At 63.6% G+C, this 24,678-nt stretch carries 21 protein-coding genes and 1 pseudogene; 2 read left to right on the top strand and 20 right to left on the bottom strand.

All coding sequences use genetic code 11. The annotated features are described in order from the left end of the window. From DYI24_RS03625 to DYI24_RS03600, 6 genes are all read right to left on the bottom strand, one after another. On the bottom strand, positions 1-606 hold a 606-nt coding region (locus DYI24_RS03625), incomplete at its 3' end, for an ABC transporter permease (RefSeq protein ID WP_164571286.1). Between the two features lie 4 nt (positions 607-610). Further along, complete coding sequence (locus DYI24_RS03620; protein WP_107344326.1) at positions 611-1,588, bottom strand: ABC transporter permease; 978 nt, start codon at positions 1,586-1,588, stop codon at positions 611-613. A 24-nt stretch (positions 1,589-1,612) separates the two neighbouring features. Further along, on the bottom strand, positions 1,613-3,229 hold the full coding sequence (locus DYI24_RS03615) for an ABC transporter substrate-binding protein (protein WP_164571285.1): 1,617 nt from the start codon (positions 3,227-3,229) through the stop codon (positions 1,613-1,615). 169 nt (positions 3,230-3,398) lie between these two features. Further along, entirely contained in the window at positions 3,399-4,565 is a 1,167-nt protein-coding gene (locus DYI24_RS03610) for a M20 aminoacylase family protein (protein ID WP_164571284.1), read from the bottom strand. A gap of 29 nt (positions 4,566-4,594) precedes the next feature. Further along, positions 4,595-5,377 (bottom strand): VOC family protein, encoded by a 783-nt coding sequence (locus tag DYI24_RS03605; protein ID WP_164571283.1) that lies wholly within the window; start codon positions 5,375-5,377, stop codon positions 4,595-4,597. Between the two features lie 330 nt (positions 5,378-5,707). Continuing rightward, entirely contained in the window at positions 5,708-5,872 is a 165-nt protein-coding gene (locus DYI24_RS03600) for a hypothetical protein (protein WP_164571269.1), read from the bottom strand. On the opposite strand from DYI24_RS03600, the pseudogene DYI24_RS28735 reads away from it, so the two are divergent. Beyond that, positions 5,805-6,115: pseudogene (locus tag DYI24_RS28735) on the top strand (site-specific integrase); the annotation flags it as partial. The gene DYI24_RS03600 and the pseudogene DYI24_RS28735 overlap by 68 nt on opposite strands. A gap of 122 nt (positions 6,116-6,237) precedes the next feature. Here DYI24_RS28735 and DYI24_RS03590 read toward each other — a convergent pair. The 14 genes from DYI24_RS03590 to DYI24_RS03525 form a co-directional block, all read right to left on the bottom strand. Further along, entirely contained in the window at positions 6,238-6,540 is a 303-nt protein-coding gene (locus tag DYI24_RS03590; RefSeq protein WP_164571281.1) for a DUF2218 domain-containing protein, read from the bottom strand. Between the two features lie 108 nt (positions 6,541-6,648). After that, entirely contained in the window at positions 6,649-8,964 is a 2,316-nt protein-coding gene (locus DYI24_RS03585) for a TonB-dependent siderophore receptor (RefSeq protein WP_164571280.1), read from the bottom strand. Positions 8,965-9,114: 150 nt separating this feature from the next. Further along, a complete protein-coding gene (locus DYI24_RS03580) occupies positions 9,115-9,600 on the bottom strand; it encodes a GNAT family N-acetyltransferase (protein ID WP_246701142.1) in 486 nt (161 codons plus the stop codon). 24 nt (positions 9,601-9,624) lie between these two features. Beyond that, on the bottom strand, positions 9,625-11,790 hold the full coding sequence (locus tag DYI24_RS03575) for a TonB-dependent receptor (RefSeq protein WP_349627731.1): 2,166 nt from the start codon (positions 11,788-11,790) through the stop codon (positions 9,625-9,627). 164 nt (positions 11,791-11,954) lie between these two features. Next, a complete protein-coding gene (locus DYI24_RS03570) occupies positions 11,955-12,944 on the bottom strand; it encodes a FecR family protein (protein ID WP_164571289.1) in 990 nt (329 codons plus the stop codon). 119 nt (positions 12,945-13,063) lie between these two features. Next, positions 13,064-13,822, bottom strand: coding sequence for an iron ABC transporter ATP-binding protein (locus DYI24_RS03565; RefSeq protein ID WP_164571277.1), 759 nt, complete (start codon positions 13,820-13,822; stop codon positions 13,064-13,066). Further along, positions 13,819-14,769, bottom strand: coding sequence for an iron chelate uptake ABC transporter family permease subunit (locus DYI24_RS03560; protein ID WP_164571276.1), 951 nt, complete (start codon positions 14,767-14,769; stop codon positions 13,819-13,821). Before DYI24_RS03560 ends, DYI24_RS03565 begins: the two co-directional genes overlap by 4 nt. Further along, complete coding sequence (locus tag DYI24_RS03555; protein WP_164571275.1) at positions 14,762-15,739, bottom strand: ABC transporter permease; 978 nt, start codon at positions 15,737-15,739, stop codon at positions 14,762-14,764. The genes DYI24_RS03560 and DYI24_RS03555 overlap by 8 nt, the downstream gene beginning before the upstream one ends. After that, positions 15,736-16,641 carry a siderophore ABC transporter substrate-binding protein gene (locus DYI24_RS03550; RefSeq protein ID WP_164571288.1) on the bottom strand — a complete coding sequence of 302 codons (906 nt, stop codon included), beginning with the start codon at positions 16,639-16,641 and terminating at the stop codon, positions 15,736-15,738. Before DYI24_RS03550 ends, DYI24_RS03555 begins: the two co-directional genes overlap by 4 nt. After that, the gene (locus DYI24_RS03545) at positions 16,632-17,549 is read right to left on the bottom strand and encodes a sugar phosphate isomerase/epimerase family protein (RefSeq protein ID WP_164571274.1); all 918 of its coding nucleotides are present in this window, start codon (positions 17,547-17,549) and stop codon (positions 16,632-16,634) included. Before DYI24_RS03545 ends, DYI24_RS03550 begins: the two co-directional genes overlap by 10 nt. Continuing rightward, positions 17,549-18,859, bottom strand: a complete 1,311-nt coding sequence (locus tag DYI24_RS03540) for a DUF6005 family protein (protein WP_164571287.1) — start codon at positions 18,857-18,859, stop codon at positions 17,549-17,551. The genes DYI24_RS03545 and DYI24_RS03540 overlap by 1 nt, the downstream gene beginning before the upstream one ends. Next, positions 18,856-20,124: an AMP-binding protein gene (locus tag DYI24_RS03535; RefSeq protein WP_164571273.1), complete on the bottom strand. Its 1,269-nt coding sequence runs from the start codon at positions 20,122-20,124 to the stop codon at positions 18,856-18,858. The genes DYI24_RS03540 and DYI24_RS03535 overlap by 4 nt, the downstream gene beginning before the upstream one ends. Next, positions 20,121-21,479, bottom strand: coding sequence for an IucA/IucC family protein (locus tag DYI24_RS03530; RefSeq protein WP_246701141.1), 1,359 nt, complete (start codon positions 21,477-21,479; stop codon positions 20,121-20,123). Before DYI24_RS03530 ends, DYI24_RS03535 begins: the two co-directional genes overlap by 4 nt. 358 nt (positions 21,480-21,837) lie before the next feature. Beyond that, positions 21,838-23,619 (bottom strand): IucA/IucC family protein, encoded by a 1,782-nt coding sequence (locus tag DYI24_RS03525; RefSeq protein ID WP_164571271.1) that lies wholly within the window; start codon positions 23,617-23,619, stop codon positions 21,838-21,840. 289 nt (positions 23,620-23,908) lie between these two features. On the opposite strand from DYI24_RS03525, the gene DYI24_RS03520 reads away from it, so the two are divergent. Next, complete coding sequence (locus DYI24_RS03520) at positions 23,909-24,409, top strand: RNA polymerase sigma factor (protein WP_246701140.1); 501 nt, start codon at positions 23,909-23,911, stop codon at positions 24,407-24,409. Positions 24,410-24,678 lie beyond the last annotated feature (269 nt).

The following is a 24,678-nucleotide window of genomic DNA, read 5'->3' as shown; positions in this document are numbered from 1 at the left end:
CACCACGCTGGCATAGACGATCACCGGCGGCAGCGCGTTGGGCAGGATCTCGCCGAGGATCAACTGCAGATCCTTCATGCCCAGCGTGCGACCTGCTTGCACGAACTCGCGATTGCGCAAGCTGAGGAATTCGGCACGTGTCAGTCGTGCTGGCGCCGGCCACGACACGATGCCGACCGAGATCGTCACCGTGGTCAGCGTCGAGCCGAACACCGCGACCAGCACCAGCAGCAGCACGAAGTTCGGCAGGGTCTGGAATGCCTCTGTAATTCGCATCAGGACGGTGTCGACCCAGCCGCCGAAATAGCCCGCGAACGCGCCGATCAGCACGCCGATCAGAATAGCGATCACGGTGGCGGCGCCGCCGATCAGCAGCGCGATCCGTGCGCCGTGGAAGATCTGGGCGGCGATATCGCGGCCGGAATTGTCGGTGCCGAGCAAGAAACGCGGATTGCTGAATGGCCAGATCAGGGGCCGGCCGGCTAGCGCCAAGGGATCGCGGGGATAGAACCAGCCGGCACTGATCGCCATGCCGATGACGAGCAGCAACAGGATCAGGCCGACGATGGCGGCCGGGCTGCGGAAGTAGCGTTTGAGCGCATCCATCGCGTCAAGTCCCCGACGAGATGCGTGGGTCGAGGCGGGCGTAGAGCAGGTCGACCAGGAAGTTGACGGCGATCACCAGGAGCGCCGAGACGAACACGATACCAAGCAGCGTATTGAGGTCGCGCTGCACGACCGATTCATACGCAAGCCGGCCGAGGCCCGGCAGCGAGAACACACTCTCGACGACCACCGAGCCGCCCAGCATGGTGCCCGCCTGCAGGCCGATCAGAGTCACCATCGGCAGCAGCGCGTTGCGGAGCACATGGCGGACGACGACGCGGGTCTCGTCGAGTCCCTTGGCGCGCGCTGTGCGAACGAAATCGAGATTGAGCACTTCGAGCATGGAGGCCCGCATGATGCGCAAGTAGATCGCCAAGAAGATCAGCCCGAGCGTCAGCGCCGGGAGCACCAGATGTGCCGCGATGTCGAGCGTTCGTGCGAGGCCGGTCGCCGCTTGGCCGATGTCCTCGAAGCCGCCTGCCGGTAGCCATTGCAGATAGACCGAGAACACCACGATGGCCATCAGCCCGAACCAGAACGACGGGGTCGCGTAGAAGATCAGGCCCAGCGTCGAAATCAGCGTGTCCGGCCACTTGTTGACGCCGCGTGCGGCGACCACGCCAAGCACGAGGCCGGCAAAGAACGCGAACGAGAGCGACGCGGTCATCAGCAGCAGCGTCGGCGGCAGCCGTTCGAGGATCACGCTCGCGACCGGCTTGCCGTAGATCGACGAGAAGCCGAGGTCGAACCGCACCAGCCGCCAAAGATAGTGGCCGAGTTGCATCGGGATCGACAGATCGAGCCCGTAGAACTGCCGCAGTTCGCGCGCGGTCGCGGCGTCGCCGCCACCCATCTGTGCCATCATCGCGTCGACGGTGTCGCCCGGCGCAAATTGCAGGAGCAGGAAGATGCCGATCAGGATGAGAAACAAGGTCGGAATCGAGGCGGCGAGTCGCCGCCCCGCGAGGTTCAGGATACGCATGCAGCTATTCTGGCGGAGTTGGCGCTATTCGGCCAGCCAAAGATCATGCCAGGTCGACGACGCCCAGCGTGGCGTATTGGAGTGATTGCGCGCCTTCGCGGTGATCACCGTGACGAACAATTGCTCAATTGGCATCCAGATGGGCAGCTCGGTATTGGCGCGTGTGACGAAGTCGGCATACAGCGCCTTGCGCTTGGCCGGATCGACTTCGGTTGCTGCGTCGTCGATGATCTTGTCGACCGTCGGGTCTTCCCAGCCCCATTGGTTGGTCCAGGGCGCGCCCTTTGGCTGACCGGAGCGATACCATACCGTCGTCGAGACCGCGGGATCGTTGCGATACTGGTGCCAGCCGGTGGCGAGATCGAAGGCGTGCTCGTCATAGACCTGCTTGAGGAAGCCGCCGCCGTCGTTGCGCACCACTTCGACCTGGATGCCGACCTCACCCAGCGACTGCTGGATGAAGGTCGCCCACAGCGAGATATCCTCGCCCCACGGCGCGGGCAGCAGCCGCAAGGACAGCCGGTTGCCGCCGGCGCCGGGCTTCAGCCCGGCCTCGTCGAGCAGGGCGATCGCCTTCTGCTTGTCATAGGGATATTGCGGCGTGTTCGGGCCCGGATAGAAGTCCGTCGAGGTTGAAGGGATCGGGCCGGTGCCGAGCTTGGCGAAGTCGCCGAGGAAGTTCTCGATGAAGAACGGCACGTTGATGGCGTGCGCGATGGCGCGGCGGACGCGGATGTCCGACAGCTCCTTGCGGCGGAAGTTGAACTCGATGGTGTTGGTGCGGGCGTTGCCTTCGTTGCCCTTGGTGGAGACGACGAAGCGTTTGTCCTTGCCGAGCCGAGCCATGTCGGAAATCGTCAGACCAGAGAACGGGCTGAGCTGCAGTCCGCCGGCTTCGAGCTGCGCCGCGGCCGCGGCGCGGTCGGTGATCACCTTCCAGACGATGCGGTCGAGATAGGGAGCGTTCGGCCGCCAGTAATTGTCGTTACGGTCGGCGATGATGTACTGGCCACGCTCGTATTTGTTGAACTTGAACGGGCCAGTGCCGACCGGCGCCAGGTTGGCCGGATTCTGGCGGATGTCGCCGGTCTCGTAGATGTGCTTGGCCGAGACGTAGCCGAGATCCGGCAGCGCGCGCAGCAGCAGGTTCAGCGGCATCGGCCGCTCGTAGCGGAAGATCGCGGTTTGCGGATCGGGCGTGTCGACCGCGGTGAGGAACAGCTGCAGGGTCGATCCGTAGTTGAGGATCTTCTTCCACATGTTCATCGCCGTGAAGGCGACGTCCTCGGAGGTGAATGGCTTGCCGTCGTGCCAAGTCACGCCCTTGCGCAGCTTGAAGGTGATGGTCTTGCCGTCGGGCGTGGATTCCCAGCTTTCCGCCAGCACACCGACCGGGTTGCCGGCCGCGTCGAGGTCGACCAGCGGTTCCTGGATCTTGCCGCCGATGATGTAGACGCCGGTCGAGGCCTGCAGGCTCGGATTGAGCTGTCGCTGTTCGGCGCCATAATGGACGTTGAACACGCCCCCCTTGCGCGGCGTCTCCTGGGCGAAGGCGCGCATCGGGTTGATCACATTGGCGGCGATCGCGGCCGACGTCAGTAGCGCAGTGCGGCGGCTAATCTCGATCCGCGAGAGGGGCATCGCTTCTCCTGGAATGCTTGTGTTTGCGGTGCAAAACGGCTGGCGGTCCGGGACGATACTTTGTGAGCCACGTTCAAACCATGCTGATTTTTCCGGTCTCTGGGTGATTTCGTTCCATCGATTGCGCTCGCCGCAGGTTTATTCTTTCATTGATTACGGAATGCGCTGCTCACAAAGGCAGCGCGCGCTCCACCAGCTTAGACCAGTAGGCGATGCCATAAGGAATCGCAGCATCGGCAAAATCGTAGCGCGGGTGATGCAGCCCGGCGCTGTCACCATTGCCGAGAAAGATCAGCGCGCCTGGGCGCTGTTCGAGCATGTAGGAAAAGTCCTCGGCGCCCATCATCGGGGCAAGATCGCGATCGACCTGATCGTTGCCGGTGATTGCTGCGGCCGTATCCGCTGCAAAAGCGGTCTGTTCAGCGTGGTTGCAGGTCACCGGATAGCCGCGCTCGTAAGTCACCCGGGCCGTCGCCCCATGAGCCTGGGCAATCAGCGTTGAGAGCTCCGCGATGCGGGCCTCCAGCCTGTCACGAACCTTGCCATCAAGCGCTCGCGCGGTGCCGACCAGATTGGCCTTCTGCGGGATAACGTTGAATGCGGAGCCAGCATGGAAGTTGGTGATCGAAACAACCGCGGAAGCAAGCGGGTCAAGCGTTCGAGATACGATCGTCTGCAGCGCGGTGACAATCTGCGCCCCGACCACAACCGGATCGATCGAATACTGCGGCCGTGCGGCGTGACCTCCGATGCCTTCGATCTCGATTTCAATGCGGTCGGTCGATGCCATGACCGCGCCCGTGCGGGTGGCGAACTGTCCGATCGGAAGGCCGGGTTTGTTGTGCATGCCATAGACCTCGTCGATCGGGAAACGGCTGAAGAGACCGTCCTCGATCATCGCCTTGGCGCCGGCGCCGCCTTCCTCGGCCGGCTGGAAGATGAATGCCACCGAGCCGTTGAAGTCTCGCGTGGCGGCCAGATGCTTGGCTGCGCCGAGCAGCATTGCGGTGTGACCATCATGGCCGCAAGCGTGCATCCGGCCGGGCGTCTGCGATGCGTAAGCGACGCCGGTGTCTTCCTCGATTGGCAGCGCATCCATGTCGGCGCGGAGCCCAATGGCGCGGTTGGCGCTACGGCCCCGACCATGTACCAGGCCGACAACGCCGGTTCGTCCCAGCCCCGTCACCACCTCGTCGCAGCCGAACTGACACAGCAGATCGGCAACCAAAGCCGAGGTGCGGTCGAGGTCGTACATAAGTTCCGGATGAGCGTGGATATCTCGGCGCCAGACGATCGCTTCATCCGCGATGGTGGTGATGCGGGGATCGATGGTCATGCTGTGATGATCTCCTTTGAGCGGACAGGTTAGCCGATGAATTCGAGCGGCGCGCCGTGCGACAGCGTGATGTCGAGCGTCGTCGGAGGAGCGCCTTTCAGCCCGATCGCGAACGGGCTTTCGCCGCGTGACTTAAGGTGCGCGGCGACACGCTGACCGGCCGGACCCTCGGCAGTGGGTGTGATCAGGGTGATCGTGCTACGATCCGCGGGAAGATGCGCGACGCGGACGCCCAGTCCAGGCAACGTATGGACGTCGGCAGCAGGTTCTTCAAACAATGCCGCGTACCGACCGACACTTCGGTCGATGTCCGTGACCGCAACAACCACCGAACCGATGCCCAGAGCGCCATTGGGGTGCTGCCGCACGGCGCCCTCCGGAACGCGCAAGGCCCGAGGCGTGACGTCGCCGCAGAAGAACGGGGTATCGCTCTGCTTCGAGCGTGCGGTCTTCCAAATCAGCCGCTCTCCATCGGGCCGCTCTCGTCCGCCGTCTTCCGGATTCTCGAAGTCCAGACCGCGAGACTGCGCCCCTGCCACGTCCGCATCGATATTGCGCGGCAGCAGTGCGTAGTCGACGAGGCCCGGGCCGGAGCGGTCGAGCACCTGCCACCAGCGGAAATCCGGTGCAGGCCGGTCGAAGGCAATCAATTCGAAATACGAACCATCGCCGAACACAACCAATGCGTTGCGCGAACCCCGTCCAGGATGCTCGCCGCCGGCCTCCACGGTGAAGCCGAGGCGGCGATAGTCGGCAATGGCTTGGTCGAGATTGGCGACGGCGACGACAACGTGATCAATCTGAAATCCCATTTCACTCCCTCTCGAGGCCTGCTTGTGCACAATAGCTCAGATATCGCTGACCATGTTCAAATGTTTGCCAGCGCATCCCGTGGATGCCTGTCACTTGTAGCAATAGTGGTCTGCCGGAAGTTCGTTGAATAGTGTGCTTCACACACGCCGAAGCTGCAATCTTGCCTTGGATGTCGGAGATTGACTGGGGTCGGATCAAGTGATGTCCGTGGTGCCGATCTCTGTCGCAGGACCAATCCGCGTGCGCATCAGCTGCAATTGGGCAGTGGCGCTATTGGATGTGTCGGCGCGGCGTGCCGCAACCCTCCGCCATCGTGAATGACGGCTGCGTCAGGGCAAGGAGAGGGCCATCAACGAGGCGATCGCGGTCTGATCGGCCCGGCGGGCCGGCAGTGGAAGGCTGTTTCCGCTTCTGCTCGACACCGGGATGCGCCTCGGTGAGGCGATATCGATGAAGTGCGCATGGATCCGGCAGGAGCCCGGCTTCGTCGTCATTCCGGACTCGAAGGACAGCAGCGCGCGCCACGTGGCGATCTCCGACCGCGCCTACGCGGGCTTGCCGGACCTGACTGATCGGGAGCCGGCGGACAGCAAGGTGTTCAGGTTTTCGTCTGGGGTCGCCGACAACGGTGGCGAAATGAGATTCGTATCACGGCGCAATGCCCGGATCTCCGGATCCACGATCTCCGACATGAAACCCTATCCCGTATGTCGGCGCGCGGCACCGATCTTAAGACGCTCATGCGGCAGAGCGGCCACAAGATTGTCGCGGTCATGATGGGGTACCTGAACCCGACCCCGGCGGAGCAGAGATCGAGGCTGTTTCCGGATGATGCCATCGCTGGCCGGCAGGTCGTCCTTCACTCCCAAACGAAACGAAGCTGTTCACGGAACGCGAAGCGTTCGATGTGGCTGATCACGACCTGCTGGAAGGTCGTCATGTTGGCCGCATCAGTCGCGGTCAGATCGATTAATAGGGTGTCTGGCCTAGCGGTCAGCCGGGCCTCTCCGAGCGGCAAAGCGATCCGGCCCTGGGTCGAATCGAATTCGGTTTCGAACTTGTGCGCCCAGTGCTTGCAGAGCTGCTGAAGATAACGGCTGGCGTGGGCCGTGGGCACGGAGGCGTGGGTCGTTTGTGGGCTGGAGGTCGGGGATGAGTTCATGCACGATCTCGATGTTACTTGATTGATGAACGGCTCAGGCGGGGGCCGCCTGAGCCGTTTCGCTTCGTTTGGACGGCGTCGCCGAACCGCGCGCCGCACGATCGATGTTTAGAAATTGAACGTCGCCGACACCATGTAGGTACGAGGCGCGCCGACGGCCAGATAGCCGCGGGCAGCCGACAGATAATAGGCCGTATCCGCGACGTTCTCGACGGTGGCGCGCAGGACGGCCGGCTTGCCGTTCGGTGCCACGAACGTGTAGCGGGCGCCGAGGTCGACCCGCGTCCAGTCGGACACGGTTTGCGTGTTGGCCTGATCGTAGAACACATCGGCCGTGTGGATGACGCGGCCCGTGAGGGTGACGCCCGGAGCCATCCAGGCCGGCAGATCGTATTCGCCGTAGAGGGTCAGCGAGGTGGTCGGCACGCCAGGCACGTCGTTGCCGTTGTAGCGGCCGCCGATACTGGATACCTGCTTGGCATCGATCAGGGCAATACCGCCGAGCAGTCGGACGCCCTTAAAGGGTTCGCCGAAGATGTTGAATTCGGCGCCTCGGTTGCGCTGCAGCCCGTCCACCGAGAAGATGTTAGTGGTGGGATCGGTGTAGGCACTGGGCTGCTCGATCTGGAACAATGAGGCCGTCAGCGCCACGAAGCCGAAATCATACTTGGCGCCGACCTCTTGTTGCTTGCTGACCATTGGTGGAAACACCGTGTTGGGGTTTCGCGCCGTCCCGGGCGCCGTCGGTCCGGCGTCGAGCGCTTCGATATAGTTTCCATAGATCGACAGCTCATCCGTCGCGCGGATCACGGCGCCCACAGCAGGGCTGAAGCGGGCTTCGTTATAGTAGGACGATCGGGTTCCCTGCGTTGGCCCTGCCGCGGTCACGAAGCCGCTGAGTGCGATGTCCTGCCAACGGCCGCCGAGGGTCAGAAGCAGCCGGTCGTTGAACAATGAAAGCGTGTCGGAGACCGCCACGCTGCGAGCGGTCAGCCGCGACAGCAGCGGCCGGTCGTCGGACTGCGCGAATCCGCTGGTCTGAAAAGCCCCGGGCAATGGGCGGACCGGATTGTAGATGTTGGTCGCGTAACTGTACGACTTGAAGCCGAGCGTGCCGCCGCGATACAGCTCGTTGTTGGCCTCCACCGCCGAGATGTTGAGCTGGTGGCCGATCACGCCGGTCCTGAATTTCGACCGCAGCCCGATCTCGCCCGTATAGCCCTGCAGCTCCTGCGGCTGGATTGCGAGCGTGTTGGTCGCCGTCCCGTTGTAATTGGTGATCCGGTAGGACGAGGTGAGAAAATCTTCATTGTAGATGCTGCCGCCACCGGCAAGATACAGCGTGGTGTCCGGCAGAATGTCGTATTCGGCGCGGCCGGCGATCATCTTGTAGCGGCTGTCGATGTACTCGTCCTTGCTCGCGGTGTTGATGCGGCCGTTCGGTGCGGGCGGGATGACGATGTTCGGCGCCGCCGAGTTGAACAGAGATGTGGGCGCATTGATGTGCTGGACAGAGCTGTTGAGGTCTAGCGAGGCGCGGAAATCCTCGCTGCGATAATCGAGACCGAGGGAGGCGACGCCGACCTCAACCGAGTTGAGGTCCAGCGGGGTATCGCCATTGCGGTAGGAGCCGTTGAAGCGGACGCCCCATTCCTTGAAGTCGCCGAAGCGGCGACCGACATCGAGGTGGTTCCAGAACTGGGAGTCGCTCATCCAGCCGGTCGTCAGGCGCGTCAGCGGTTCGTCACCGGCCCGCTTCGGGATCAGATTGATCGTGCCGCCGACGCGGGCGGTGCCGCCGCTGAGCAGGGCGCTCGGGCCTTTCAGGATCTCGACCCGCTCGATGCCCTCGAGGAAGCTTCGCCGCGGATTGGCCAGATAGAACAGCCCGTCATAGGCGGTGTCGAGGTTGGTCACCGAGAATCCACGGATGAAGAACGAGTCGCGCTCGCTGAACGGGGGGGCATCGTTGCGAACCGACGGATCGTTCGACACGACGTCTGCGATGCTCCGTGCCTGCTGATCCTCGATCAGTTTGGAGGTGAAGCTGGTGATGTTGAACGGCGCCGAGAAGATGGAGGTGTTGCCGAGCAGGCCGAGGCGTGCACCGCTGGCAACCTGGCCACCGGCATAGGGGACCGGCGGTTGTCCGACCGTTCCGGTCTGCGGCACCCCGGGCGTGGGGAAGACTGACGGGGGGGCCTCGGCTTGCCGCGCGCGAGGACGGGACGCCACCCGGCGCGGATTGGCGGCGGTGCTCGCAGGCCGGCTCGCTGCGCGCTGACGCGCTTGCGGTTCGAGGATCTCGATCGGAGGCAGGTTCGTCGAGCGCGACGACGACGTTTGCGCCAAGGCGCCATCGGCCAGCGGCATCACGCCGAAGCCTGAAACGACCAGAGCGACCTGACCAACTTTCTTTCTCATCAATATCTCCGAGATGTTCTTTGTGGAATGTCGTGGAGGGCTATCGTCGCGTCGCGGAAGTTTGCGGGCGATCAGCTGTGATCTGGGGCCACGTTTTGCTGCCGCGTTGAGCAGCGGGTCGAGGCCAAATGCGAGGGAGGGATCGGCGGTTCATCGCAGCCGCGCCATGCAATGGGCGTCGACGAACTCACCGTCGCGAAAGCTGGCGGCCTTGTGGGTGCCCTCGATTGTGAAGCCGAACTTCGCGTACAGCGCCAGCGCTGCGACATTGTCGGTGAACACCGTCATCTCCAGCCGTTTGATGTTCAGCCAGTTGTCGGCGGTGTCGATCATCGCGGCGAGCAGCTTCGAGCCGACGCCGATGCGCGCGTAGTCTTCGTGAACGCCGATCCAAAATTCCGCGGCGTGGGCGCGGCGCCCGTAAAACGGGCGCAAGGCTGACGCTCCGATCACGCGTCCATCCAGCTCGGCCGAGTAGTGCAGGTCGCGCGGGGACTGCGGCACCAGCCATTTGGCGATGGTTTCCAACGACTCGAAGGGAAGGGCGAGAGTCCAGAACCGGAAGGCGTGTTGATTGACGATGTCGTAGATGTCGGCCGCATCTTCCCGGCGCATCGCTCGAATGATCACATGCATGTCGTTTCCCATGGCGCGGGCCGGCTAGAACGTCAGCTTGGCGCTGACGAGGTAGGAGCGGCCGGGGTCATAGAGTGGCCGGACCACGCCGCTGCCGTATTCGAGGCCGTACGTGCCGCGCGCGGCATAAGTCTGGTTCAAGAGATTGCGGACCTCGCCGCGAAGCGTGAGCGACGGCATGGAAAACGGACGGTGTTCGGCAAAGACGTTGACCACTTCGTAGCCGTCGAGCCGGCCGATGCCGGAGACGGGATCCAGCAGGCTGTCGTCCTCGAACGCGATCTCGACATCGCCGCCGATCGTCAGACTCAACGGTGCGAAACTGTGCGCGACTTGAACTGTGAGAATGTCGCCGATCGGAGCAGTCAGGTATTTGCCGAGATAGCTGTCGGCCGGCCTGCCATTTATCGTTGCGTCGGTGCGAACGAATTGCAGGCGAGCGAATCCATCGTCCCAATAGTAATTGCCGCCGACGTGAAAGCCTTGGCTCTGAACATCGAATGCGCGGAGCGCCATGTCGGCGGCCCACAGCGGAACGCGAGCGTCCCAGATTCGAGTCCGGAATACGCCACCCTCGATCCGGAAGCTCGTAAAGTGCGCCACCAGGCCGGCGGTCGCGTTGTCCGAGGTGACCGAACGCGGTCCGGTGCCGTAGTTCCAGGCCGGGTTCTGGACGTAGTTCTCTGCAAGCGGAACGCCGGCCCAGACGTTAGAGTAACCTGCCTTTGCTGTCAGGTGGCTGGTGAGGGCGTATTCGCCCGACACGTTGCTGCTTAACCCTTGGTCGCTGGAGCGGAAGCCGTTGATGCCACCGAACTGTTGATGGTCGCCGCGGAGCCCGAACGACAGCTTGGTGCTGTCTGCGAATTTCAGGCGGGCTTGGGCATAGGCGCCGATATTGTCGGCGGTTTCGGCGGTTCGATAGGTCCGTTCAATCGATCTGGCGCGGTCGCGATAGAAATCGATACCGGCCACGATATCGCCGATCGGTAGTGCGAACTTGTTCTCCAGCTTGCCGTTGAGACTGTCGGTGACGCCTTCGCTGGTGTAGCTGTAGGTCTCAGGTGTGGCTCCGGCGTACTGATCGACCGCGACTTGGGTGCGGTTGTAGCCAAGCACGATGTTTGGATTCCACCACCCCTCCGGAGCGACATTGGAGTAGCTGACGACCGTGTTCTGCCGGTCGAGCTTGTAGGGGCGGACGAGCGGCGTCGTCTGCGAGCCGTAGATCTGCACCGCGTTGGCGCGGAACGGCCGGATGGCGTCGTCGCGGATCTGCTCGTGGCTAATGGACAAGCGATGTCCGTCGGCGTTCTGATAGGCGAGCTTACCGAGCCCGCTCAAGACATTGGCGGCGCTGCCGAGCACCTTTTCGCCGTTACCGGCTCGAAACTCGCTGCCTTTGCCGTAAGTGAACGAGCCCAGCGCCTCGAATTCGCCCTGGCGGCTGTAGCTGGTGAGATTGGTGGTCGAGACGTTGCCGTTGAAATTGAACGTCGACTTGATCGCTCCGCCGAAACCGTCCGCGGAGAGGAAGTCTCGTGCGTCCTTGGTGAAGTAAGCAATTGCGCCGCCGAGCGCGCCGGGGCCGGCATCGGCTGGCGCCACACCGGCATCGACGCGGACCGCCCTGAGCAGGCTGGGGTCGATCATCGTGGTGGCGTTGTGATGGAACACCTTGTTGTTCTGGCGTGAGCCGTCGATCGAGATCGCCAGATTGGTCTCCTCGATGCCCTGGACATAGAGTTTCTGAGACATCGGCAATGATGAGCCGACCACGACGCTTGGTTCGCCGCGGAACACGCCTCTCAGGTCGGTCGCATTTCGGCGTTCGATATCGGCGCTGGTGATATCGATCTCGCTGATGCCGCCGCGCCCGATGCTGACCTCAGTCACGCTGATCGTTTCGAGCGCGATGGCGGCGTCGGGCGCCGACTCGATGGTAACGGTGCGGGGGCCGGTGAAGCGATAGGCGAGGTTCGATCCGGCGAGAATCTCTCGTAGCGCGGTCTCGGCGGCGAAGCGGCCGCTGACGGCGGGCGAGGCACCACTGATTGCACCTTCGCCGAGCCGAACGACCTGAATACCTGTTGTCGTCGTGAAGTCGGCCAGCGCCGACAGGCGCGGCTTGGGCTCGATCCGGAAGTCGAACGTCGCGTCCGCTTGCGGCCGGGCTTCGGACGCGGTCACGAGAAGTGCCAACGCACAGAGGGAGGTCCCGCACCTCGATCCGGCGACACTGGCAAATCTTCGCATCGTCTTGACGTCCCCCACGACGGTCGAGGGGTACGCGTTCAAAGCCCTCGCTGATCAACGTGCGTGCGAGGCAAAACCCGTAAAAATACTGAGAAGCATTACCGGTAGATCAGCGTGGCCACGCCAGGGACCGACAGGGTACGCACGCCAAGGGTGGCGCGCAGCGCCTCCAGCACCGACTCCTGATCGTCGGCGCGAAAAGTACCGGACAGCGTCGTCCGTTCGAGTTGCCGATCGACGATCAGAACGTGACCGGGCGCCATCTTGTCGAGTTCTTTGACGACCTGCGACAGTGGCGCGCGGTCGACGATGATCAGGCCGCGCCGCCACGCGAAAGCCTGGTCCGGTTCGATCGCGGTTGGTGTGCCGAGGCGACCGTTCTGGAACGCGACCCGTTGCCAATCGGTCAGATCGACTTGGAGATCTGTCGTCTGAGGGTCTGAGACAGCGACCCGGCCGTGCTCGACGGTCACCGCCGCAGCATCGCGATCGACTTCGAAGGCGGTACCGCGAACCTGAACGTCCACCTGTCCTGCGCGGACGGTGAAAGGACGTGCGGAGTCGGCAACGACGTCGAACCAAGCGCGGCCGCGCAACAGGGTCACGACGCGGCGACCGCTCGCCATGTCGCTGTTCAGCGCCGTGTCGCCGTCGAGTACCGCCAACGAGCCATCGGCGAGGCGCACGTCGCGCCGTTCACCAGGGCGCGTGGCCGCATCTGCAAAGGCCCGGTCGATGAGGCCGGGATCGCGCCACATGAAGATCGCCGCCACCATCGCCACCACCGCCGAAGCGGCGGCGAACTTCACGCCGATTGTTGCTGGCTGGCGAGGGCGCGGAGTCGGGACTGGCGCCGGTGCATCGCGGTGCCATCCGGAAGCGGCGAGCTGCGCCGCCGGCTGATCCAGCGCACCCCAGAGCTCCGAGACTTCGTGCATCGCCTCAGGATGCGCTACATCCGCCGCGAGCCAGGTCTGGTAAGCGCGGCGGGTCTCGTCTGATACGAGCGGATTGTTGAGGCGGACGAACCACTCGGTCGCCTCCTGGAGCGCCCGCTGACGGTCGTCGTCATTCGATGCGGTGTTCATCTCCACGCCATCTCTCGCGCTGTGCGGGGGCATGATCGAGGTCGCGCGTCTCCGACGCGCGGCCGTCGCCGCATTCTCGCGTGGGATCGTAGGACGCCGTGTTTCAATGCATCAAGACTTCATAAGTGGTTCAGAACGATCGGCTTGCCGTGATAGCTTTCGACCGGCATCTCATAGCCGAAGATCCGCTGCAAGCTGGTTGTGTTTGCGATCAGCGCTGGAGGGCCGCTCGCGACCACCGCGCCGTGCTTCAGGGCGACGATGTAATCGGCGTAAGTCACCGCCTGATTGATATCGTGCAAAACGATCACGATGGCCCGCCGTTCACTGTCGGCGATTTCGCGGAGGGCGCGCATCAGCTCGCGGGCGTAAAACATGTCGAGATTGTTGAGCGGCTCATCCAGCAGCAACCATCGCGTGCCCTGACAGAACGTCATCGCCACCAGCACGAGTTGCCGCTGTCCGCCGGACAGCGTGTCGATGAAGCGGTCGCCGAATGACGTCAGATCGAAGCGTTCGAGCGCGGCCTGGGTCAGTGCCCGATCTTCGTCGGTGATGCGGCCGCCATTGTGCGGGAACCGGCCGAAGGCGACCAACTCACGCACGCGCAGCCGGCTGGCAATCGCCGGATCTTGCCGCAGGATCGCGAGCGTGCGGGCGAGTATGCGGCTCGGCGTCGCGCCGACGGTCAAGCCGTCAACCGTGATGGTGCCTTGCTGCAATGGCTGAAGCCGGGCGATCAGCGATAACAGGCTCGATTTGCCGGCTCCGTTCGGCCCGATCAACGCGGTGACGCCGGTCTCCGGGATTTCCAGATTGATGTCTTTGAGGATCGGCACGCCCTGATGGGCGAGCGAGACGTTGTTCACGACGATCATCGCCGGACTCCGTGCAGAAGCATTACGAGGAACACCAGACCGCCGACGAACTCGATGACGACGCCAAGTGTTGAGGCGCCGCCGAGAACATGCTGCAGGATCGTTTGGCCGCCGACCAGCACGATCACGGCGACCAGCGCCGCGGCCGGAAGCAGGATCGCGTGGCGCCGCGTATCGATCAGCCGTTCGCCGAGGGCGACGACCAGCAGGCCGAAGAACGCCACCGGCCCGACGAGCGCGGTCGAGACCGCGACCAGTGCCGCGACCAGCATAATCATGCCCGCAACGACGCGCGGCCATTCCAGGCCAAGGCCGGTCGAGACATCGCGGCCGAGCGCCAATACGTCGAGGACGTGGCGCATCCGCCAGACGATGGCGATACCGACCAGCGTCAGCGCGCAGGCGGCGATCAGAAGCTCGCCGTGGATCTTGCTGAAATTGGCGTAGCTGGCGCCCTGCAGCACCACGAAGTCGTTGGGATCGATCAGCCGGGCGAGCAGCGACGACAGGCTGCGGAACAGCACGCCGACGGTGACGCCGGTGAGCAGCATCAGGATCAGGTCCATGCGGGCCTTCAGCAGCGGCAGAAACAGCAGCGCCGCGAGGATCACCATCACGGTGGCCTCGCCGGCGAACTTGAGCCGCGGGTCCAGCACCGCGAAGCCAAGCCCGCCGACGGCGAATACCAGCAGCGACTGGCTGAACACGTAGAGCGCGTCGAGTCCCATGATCGACGGCGTCAGGATCCGGTTGGTCGTCACCGTCTGAAACACCACCGTCGAGACCGCGATCGAGAGCGCAACTACGATCAGCGCAGCCAGGCGGACGGCGCGCAGCTCGAGCGCGAACCACAGGTTTCCACGCAGCCCGACCGTCATGTAGGCTGCGATGCAAGCGAGCGCGACCACGCCAAGCGAGGCCAGGACGATCGTCGATCTGTCACGCATGGGACGGACGGCGCAATAGAAGCCACAGGAATGACGCTGCGCCGACGACGCCCAGCACGGTGCCGACGGGGATCTCGTAGGGGAAGTGCAGCAGCCGGCCGATGATGTCGCAGGCGAGCACCAGCGCGGCGCCGCTCCCCGCGACCCAGGGGATCAGCGATCGCATATTGTCGCCGATCAGCCGCGAGACCATGTTGGGGACCACGAGACCCACGAACGGGATCATCCCGACGATCACCACGGTCAGCGCGGTGACGATCGAGATGATCAGCAGCCCGATTTGCATCATGCGGGCATAGTCCAGCCCCAGCCCGACACTGACGTCGCGTCCGAGCGACATCAAAGTGAGGCGGTCGGCGAACGCCCAGGTTACGGCGAGGACAGCGGCCGAGACCCAGAGGAGTTCGTAGCGACCGCGCAGCACGCCGGAGAACTCGCCGTTGGTCCAGATCTCGATGAACTGCAGCAGATCGGTGTGCCAGGCGACGAAGGTAACGGCGGCGCCGACCACGCCGCCGTAGACCAGCCCGAACAGCGGCACCAGAAACGGCTGCGTCGGCGGCAGCCGATGGGCGATCGCCAGGAACAGCGATGTGCCGGCGAGGGCGGTCAGGCTCGCGACCAGTGTCTTGGTGGCGATCGAGGCCGAAGGGAGCAACAGCGCCACCAACATGATGCCGAGCGCGGCGCTCTGGCCGGTCCCCGCCGTGGTCGGCTCGACAAACCGGTTGCGAGCCAGCGTCTGCATCACCAGGCCGGCAATCGCGAGGCCGGCGCCGGTCAGAACGGCGGCCAGCGTGCGCGGCAGCCGGCTTGCGGCGACGAGATAAAGCGTATCGGGATTGGTCAACACGTCCCGCGGCGCGACGTCGCCGACGCCGACGAAGATGCTGACGGCGAACAGGGCGACCAGCGCCAGCAGCGCGGTCGTCCCGGCGGAGCGCGAAGCGGCTCGCTCGACTGCGATCATCGCGGCTCCGAGAAGCCGCGGGTGAGAGCCGCCAGAACGCGGGTCATCGCCTGGATGCCACCGCCGGCGATGTAGAGATCGGCGGAGGGAAGATAGATCACGCGGCCGCTCTTCCAGGCCTTGGTGTCACGCACCAGCTCGTTGTCGAGCGTGGCTCGCGCTTGATTGTCGCCGGCCCCGATCGCCATCGCGCGATCGACCACGATCAGCCAGTCCGGATCGGCCTTGCGGACGAACTCGAAGGAGACAGCTTCGCCGTGGATCGAGGGGGCCATGGTGGTTACCGCCGGTTCGATCTGGAGCGTGCTGTGAATCCAGCCGAACCGCGATCCGAGGCCAAAGGCGGAGATTTTCGGCCCGTTGGTCATCACGATCAGCGCGCGTCCTTTACCCTTGGCCGCATCGCGCGCCGCGACGATTGCCGCGTTGAACTTTTGCCTTTCTTGCTCGGCGGTCTGCTCGCGGCCGAACAGCCGGCCGTAGGCCTGGAGCCGGGCTTCGGCGTCCCGGACCAGTTCCTGTCCGTCGATCGTCATGTCGATCGTTGGGGCGATCCGTGCGGTGAACTTCGCCTTAGGCGACGAACGACCACCGAGAATGATCAGATCCGGGTCAAGCGCGCTAAGAGCTTCGAGATTAGGTTCAAACAGCGTGCCGACGACCTCGCCGCCGGCAGCGGCTGATTTCAGTTCGGGCAGGAATACCCGATCCGGGACACCGGCGGCCTTGACGCCGAGCAGGTCGAGCGTGTCGAGCGCTGCCATGTCGAAGACGGCGACGCGAGACGGTTTGGCCTGCACTCTGACCGTACCTTGGGCGGTCTGGATCTCGATGGTTTCCGCGGAGGCCGGCGCAGGCAGAGCAAGCGCGGCGAGCATGGCGATCATACGGATCAAATACATGAGGGTCCTTTGGAGGAGGCGACGTGGCCGGCGGCACGCGACACTGCCCGCCGCGCCTGCTGCGTGGCCGCCGAGCTGCGGCGGCCTCTCGTCGATATCGAGCGGGCGAGTATGGCTAGCCGATCCCGGGCCAGGGTTTCGAAGCAATCGTGAGCGAACCATTCGAGCGACGCTTCCGCATCGGTCTCGTCCGCCAAGGCCGCAAGGAAGCTATCGTAGTCCATCGCGCCGTCGAACAGTGGCACCATGCCGTCACGGCAACCGGCTGCGGAATAGACGTTCTCAGGGGCGAACACACCGAGCTCGGCGCGCGATCGAACGTTCTTGAGATGATAGTGCCCGATGAAGTCGGCGAGCGTCCGGCGCGCCAGGACCGGATCATCGCCTGCTTCCCAGACATGCAAAGCATCGAAATTGATACCGAGGCCTGGGTGATCCGCATCGGCCAACAGGCACAGCGTCGACTCGACACTGTCGGCCAGCGTGTTCGGGTGTGTTTCGACGAGCAGGCGGATGCCGTGATCTTGGACGATGCCGGCAATCTCGCCGATCCGGCGGGCCAGGGCTCTGCGCTCGTCGCGCGAAAGTGCGGCACTTGGCCTGTTACCGGCGAAGGTGCGGATCTTTGGCGCCGACCAATGCTGTGCGATCCGGCAGAGCTGGATGGTCCGGTGGCGAATGTCAGCAAAGTCGCCGTCTGTCGGCAGGTAATCGCTCAACATCGGCACCCACAGACCGTAACTGCGAATCCAGTCTGCACCGTATTCCGGGTGGGTCCGCATCAAGCCGCGCGCGTGAGCGCCCCACAGTTCGACGCCGTCGAAGCCGTTGCGTTGTGCCCACTCCACGATCTCGCTGAAGCAGAGCAGGTGATGGCGGAACGTGATGGTGCAGACCGAGAGTTTCATCACCGCGCACCGACACGGCGTTCACGGGGCATCCCCTGGGTCAGACCTTTTAGGGCGCACCAGGCTATGAAGACCTCGTGCAGCTTGGCCTTGATCGCGGTCTCCAGAGCATCCAGGTGATTCAGCGCCTGATTGATGTCGGCGGCGCAGGCGCGATCCTCGGTCTGGGCCAACCGCAGGATCTTCAGATGCAACGCCGGGAGGCCGAGCGCGAGCTCTTCGATCCGGTCGCACCACGTCAGGAATGCGTCGTTCGGCAACTCCAGTTCGCGCCAGAAGAAGGCGAAGCCGTGCTCGTAAGCCCATTTCCTGATCGACAGCACGGGAAGCTCACGGACCGCATCGCCGAGCGCCTGAAGGCGCAGGCCGTCGCGGCAGCCGAGATGGGCATCGACGACTTCGCGGATGCGGCGGATCAGCGGATTGTCGTCGGATATGAAGCACGCCAGAAAATAGTCGCCGATGTCGGCGGCGGTTGGCACCCGTATCGAGCGGCGATCGAATACGTAACCGCCGGCGACGCTCGGCTGAGCGACGGCGTTGAGGATACGGTCTTTTGCGATCGGTCCCTCCCAGCGGAAGTCGGGATCGCGAATCTGCCAGATCTCCGGATCCTCCGTCGCTTCGACCATCAGATAGTGCGGAAATGGGTTCTGGTTGAACTTGTTCTCCCGCTCCGGCAGATGGAACATGTCCAACATCACCATCACGCTTTCGGTTTGCTGTCTGGCGGCGACCAAAGCCATCAGCCTGTCGAGATTGGCCTGTTTGGGCGCCGAGTGATCGTACCATTCGGTGACATGCACGCCGTAGAGTCGCTCGAACCATTGGCAGAAGAAGCCGTGGCCGATCTGATCGGCGTGATAGCGTAGTTGAATCTTGTCCGAGACGGCGAAGTCGGCGTCCCAAAGACCGAAATACATCGGGCGGTGATCGAGGCCGGCGGCCTTCACAGCGTCGCAGAGACACGACACGACGCAATGCACTTTGATGTCCGGATAGACGTCGGCATGGACGTCGGGAGCGTCCGCGACGGCGGTATCACTGGCGCTCGAGGTAGCCGTGGAAGAACCGGCTAACAACTCCACCAGATCGCTCACTGTGTCGATCGCCGTCGCTGCGACGGCCGCTTCGGGGACGGGGATGCCGTGATCGAGCTCCAGATGCAAAAGCAGGTCCAGCATCAATACCGAGTCGAGATAGAGGTCGGCATTCAGCCGCGATTGTGGGCCAAAGCCGTCGAGATGAAGGTTGTTCATCCGCTCGGCAAGCACTTGGTGGATCGCGGCCGTAATCTGCTCGCGAGTCACGCGGCGGTCTCCTCTGCCAAAAACGCGAGGCGTCCTTCGGCATGCAGGGCGGCGATCTCTCGCCGGTTGATCTTGCCGTTCGCCTGTCGTGGCAGCCGGGGCAGGCGCACCGTCTCCATGGGGACCTGATGGGGAGCCAGGTTCTTGATACACCAGTCGCGCAGCTCCGCTGGCGCAATGCTGTGTTCGGCGCTGAATGCCACAGCGACCCGCTCGCCCGCGAGGGAATCCAGGCGTCGGAATACGACCGCGTCGGTCACACCCGGCATCGCCATCACCACGTCCTCGACCTCCTTTGGATAGACGTTGAGGCCTGAGACGTTGATGGTGTCGTCGAGGCGACCGACGAACACCAATGTGCCATCGTCCTCGGTGTAGCCGAGATCGGCCGTCCGGATTGCGCGTTCGCCGACGTGGACCACGATCTCCCGCGGCTGACCAGCATCTCCGGTCTCGACACGGAGATGCGGAAGCGGCACGCCCATGTCGCCTGATGCGGCCAGGTTTGAATTGATCGCCACGCATCCGGCTTCCGAGCAGCCATATTGCTGAAACAGATGCGTCGTCCGGGCCCGGATTGTCATCAGCCATTGGTCGGGCAGCAGGGTGCCGGACGTCATCGCAGCATGGATCGTCTCGCCTGCGGGCAGCAGGCGGGCGATGGTGTGGAGCATGGCGGGCGATGAATACAGCAGCGGCCGGTTGGTCTGGCGCAGGCGAGCGATGAGATATTTTGGATTGGCCGTGCCGAGAATGTGCGGAATCTGGCCGCGGCGGAGCCCGACCAGAACGCCGCAGATCAGTCCGTAGGAATGCGTGACCGGACATGCGATCAGCGGCGTCATGTCCTGCGGGGCGGTGAAATGCGTCACATAGCTATCGATCTCGCGATCGATCTCAACCCAACTGCGGGCGACCCGTTTCGGTTCGCCAGTGGTGCCGGATGTGGTCTGCATCAGCCCGCCCGGACCGGGACCTTCGCCGCCGAGATCCTCGATGGCGAGCCCATCGGTCACCAGCCGGTGGCAGCCGAGGTCGATTGCCAGCCGGCGCGCCGCAGCACGCGGCGTCGACGGATGGATCGGCAGCACGCTGGCGCCGGCATCGCGGATGGCGAGCAGCAGCGCCAGGAATTCTGCCGGATCGGACAGGCAGACTGCAAAGCTCAGCTTGGACCGATCATTGAGGCCGACTGCCTCAGCTGCGCGGGCGCCCATCGCCTGCAGCAGGACCTGATCGTAGAATTTGTCGCCGACCTGAATCATGCGTACTCCCGTGCGATCGGCGCGGCGGCCGCAAGTGGATTTGGGACTTTGTGTTGGAGAGCGTCGCCCGGCAGGCCGAGCTTTCGGGCGAGCAGGCTTTCGATCACGATCTCAGGTGTGCCGAAGCCGAGACGGGCGACGCGTTCACCCAGGCCGTGTTCGGCGATGTCGGCGGCCAGACGCAACGACACCCGGTGCCAGAAAGCGCCCTCGCTGATCCCGTAGAAGCTCTGGACCAGATGCGAGATCTCGGACAGATTGAACACGAACAGGCAATCGACGAACAGATCGCGCAGGTCCTCCGGCCGTTCCATCCAATAGTACTGGTTCGGCAGCGCGCGACGATAACGAGGATCGAGAGCTAGGAAATCTGGCGCCAGTTTGGGATCGGCGAGAAAGTCCGGCACGAACTCCAGGCTGTCGTGGAAGTCCCGCAGGATCAGACGTTCGGGCCAGCCGTCGCGGTGGACCAGCACCATGTTTTGGCCGTGCGCTTCGGTGGCGATGCCATGGACGACGAGCAGTCGCCACACCGGCAGCACTGCGACGTCGATCAATCGTTCGAGCCATGGCTTGATGCCGTAGCGCTGCAGCCACGGATCGATGAAGGGCAGATCATCTGTTTCGATCGCCATCAGCGCATTGAACGGTACTGCGCGCTCGCCATCCGCAAGCTTACTCTCGACGCTCTCCCGCCAGATCGCAGCGACGTCTCCCCCGAGTGGACCATCCCGATCGACGATCGCGCCGGCAAATTCGCGGACGATGTCGAGCCGATAGCGGGTTTTGAACAGCGGGTCGCCGTCGAGAACTGCGTCGAGCCAGCGCGACAGCAGTGGGGCGGTCGCAACCGAATGCGCCTCGATGTTGCGGCGAGTTGAAGTGTTGACGATGCCGAGCGACAGCTTCACGCTGCTCCGGCATGGGCTCTGCGCGTTACTGAGCGTCCGAACGGACTGGCTGGCGCGATACGCGTCGCCGGCGACTCCGAGATAGTGAATTCGGCCGGACTCGAGCAGAGGACGCAGCCGATCGGCCGATAGATCATGCCATTGCCATGGATGGATCGGCATCAGGCCGAAACACCCGTGTTCGAGGCCGAGGGCGGCAGCGCGCGCTTCGATCTCCGCGAGTCCTGGGGCGCCGAGTTCACGCTGCCAGAATGTCTCTTCCGTGTCTGGCAATGACAGATGGATGAGATCCTGGGCGACCGCGAGCCAGACCAACTGGAACGAGCCACCGGCTTCGGGGCCGTAACAACGGTGGTCGTGCTCATCGAATCCGGTGCGCGACTTGAAGCAGGGATGGTAGGGGTGCCCTTCGTCGATCGCAGCGTCGAGTGCGGAGAACGACATCAGTCGCCGGTCGTGACGCGGAGCATGGAGCCGATTCCAACGCACCAGTGCTTCCGTCTGACCGAGTTCCTGAGCGAGCCGCGCTCGCTCTCGCGAGCCACCGGGAAGGGCCGCAACCGCATCGCCGATCGACGCCGGACGCCACGCGCTGCCGGTTCGGCACTCGACCGTTCCCGGCTCGAGGCGAGGTCGGCCGAACGCGCCGAGGCGGCCACGCGCTCGCCAAGCTTGCCCGCCACTGCGCCACTCGAAGGGCCGCGCCGGGGCGGCCGCCGACGCCAAAGGACCGAACAGGTTTTCGTACAAGGCCGCTGCAATGAGTTGGCGCACGATCCGCTCATCCGGTCGGGCAGGGATGTCACCGGGAAGCGACACGAGCTTCTCCCCGTCGCGCCGCTCGGCGATTGCCGAACAGCGGATTTGCCAACTGCACATAGATCGCGCGGCCGTCCTCGGCCTCGAGCTCGTCGATGTTGAACATCCGTGTCAGCAGATTGGCCTTCGCGGCAACAGTCGGACGCTCGACAATGCCGATGGCGAATTCGCGTCCGACGCCGCCGAGTTCGTGCGCCAAGTCGTTGAGGCGATCGCGCAAGATGATTAGCAACGCTTCTTCGTCGATCAGTCGATCCTGCCCCATGCGGGCGATCACCGAGCAGATCTGATTGACGATCAGGTAATAGGCAAAGCGCTCCTGGATCACGCGATCGTCGAAATACAAGCCGCCGATCTCGGCGGTGTCGGGCACCAGCGCGACCAGCCGATCGCGATGGGCATTGGACAGGTAGAAGCCCTGATTGTCCCGATAATAGGACGCGGTCGGCAGCCCGGCCGAGACGTCGAGCAGAACGTTCTGCTGATGCGCTTCCAAGGCCACGCCCAGTTCGTCATAGAGCTTGACGAGCGGGTCCAGCGCGCAATCGAGATAGGCCGAGAACCATTGCCGGGCAGCGCTCGCCACTGGCACGCCTTGCTGCGCAGCATGTTCGCGCACCAACAGGTCGAGCCGTGAGCGCGCGCAAGGCGGAGGATCGGCCGTCAGGGCCGCGATCGTGATGCCCTTGCTCTCGTTGCCCGTTGTGAATGGATTCTCGCGGAAGATGACTTCGAATCCACTCTCGGTGCGGCCGGGAAGCCCGAGCGTCAGGTAGGCTGGATCGCGGATCAGGCGGAAGCAGGGATGGCGCGCCAGGAAATCGGTGCGCGCGAACAACCGCGACATTGCGACCCCGGCCTCGAGTTCGGGCATCCGATTGATCCGCAAGGAGTTGGTGATCCGTACCGGCAGGGAGAATTTCAGCATCCACGGAATCTCGGGGCTGTACAGCGTGCGGACCGAGGACGTCGGCGAGAACTCCGCGCCGAACGAACCGAGGCGGCGAAGCCGGCCTTGCCTGGCGAGGTCCGCGATGTCGGGATCGAGCATCACGGCTTCTGCTTGCAGCGGATGGAGAGGCAGAAGGGCTTCGCCCGGACGCAAGGTCGGGCGGTCGGCCACCGGGAGGAGTGTCTCGATAATGTCAGAGACGGAAATTTTTTCGGTGCCACCGTGACGTAACAACGCCGCGTCGACGGCGAAGTATGTGAGTGGAAATCGGCCGTGATGCTCCGGTGCATAAAGTGGCTTCTGCCAATCGGTCATGCCTTGCCGACTCTTCGGCGTCGGGTGCAGCCAATGCCCGAATATCAGGCTCTGTTCGCCGTCGAGGAAGGTTCGGCCTGCCTCCCCGGATGATCGCTGCAGGCTTTCGGCAATGCACTGATAGCTCGCGAGTACGCGGCCGAGCAGCTCTACCTCCTCATTGCGCAGCGTTTTCGTCCGTGCGGCGCGGACTCCGGAATAGCATTCCTGCACCATGAGATAGAGCGCGCGGAGCGGCGCGATCTCATGCCAGGCATTCTCCGGTGCTCGGCAAATGAAGACGCGCCCGAAGCGGAGCGGACCGCACAGCGACTCCCGTTCGATTTCGGCGCGTAATGTCGCAGCCGACATCGGACAGAACCACACGACGTAGCTTCGCCAATCCCCGCACTCCGGCCGCTCCTGACAGGGCATCCCGGGATCGATTTCGCGCCGGTAGCAATTGGCAAAGCTCTGGAACGTTGCGCGTTCTGCGAGCTCGCGCATGGATTCGGGCATCGGTATGTCTTCCGCAAAGCGGCCCGAAATGCGAGGCCGTATGGTATCAACGGTCGACAGCGGCCAGACCCGTAATCGTGGGCGGCATCCATAGTTTAGAATTCAACCAATCATCGATTGCAAAGATCGTGCGGCGTTGACAGATCCGCGAGGAATGCGATTAGAAGAATGATCGGAGGTAATGTCCACGAGCATTGCTCTCGCACCGAATTTTTGTTGGCGATAGCGTCGGCGATTACTTCGAACGCTTCCCGTTCAGTCGGGGCTGATGCGCTACGATGGGGATCTCATGTCGTCTGCGACAGAACTGCTCAGTATATTTGGAGCGGAGCAGGGCCAGCTCAAACGGATGGTGCGTCGCATCACCGGCAATGCGCATACCGCCGAAGACGTCGTCCACGAGACGTTTATCAAGCTGATGAACCGCAAACTGACCGAACGCGACGTCGGTCTCGTTGTCACGACCGCGCGCAATCTTGCTTGCGACACGATCCGGGCAGAACGCGTCCGTGCCGCTTATGCTAGCAATGTATCGTCGGAGCAGTTGCAGACCGGTGTGGCAGACCCCGAACACGCGGTGGCCAGCCGGCTGGATCTCGACGCTCTGCTGCGCGCGCTGCAGACGCTACCCGAGCGCACCCAACGCATCTTTCTGCTGAGCAAGGTCGACGGCATGACCTATCCGCAGATCGCGCGTAGCCTGAACATCTCGGTCTCGACCGTCGAGAAGGAGATGATCTCCGCGCTCGAATTCTGCCGGACTTGGCGTCAGCGTCGTGAGACCATCTAATTATCGTCTATAGCGGGTTCGACTCGCCAGCGCCGCGAGTTCGCTCGGTAGGCGCGGGTCCTTTGCGATCTTGGACGAAGGTCACCACGACGTAAATCCGCGTCCGAGAACGAGGCGCATGAAGAGCTGAGGTGATACCTTAACGAAGGCGCAGCCACCGCGGGCTCGTTTCCGGCAAGGATGGGCCAGCGCATTTTCTGGCCCCGTGAACGGCCCGCCTTTAGTTTCATGGCGGTCCCGCTCGACGAGGCCGGTCGATACCCCCTGGC

This window comes from Rhodopseudomonas sp. BR0C11 (genome assembly GCF_010820945.1).
In the GTDB taxonomy this organism is placed as follows: domain Bacteria; phylum Pseudomonadota; class Alphaproteobacteria; order Rhizobiales; family Xanthobacteraceae; genus Rhodopseudomonas; species Rhodopseudomonas palustris_H.
This window is presented reverse-complemented; position numbering and strand designations above follow the sequence as displayed.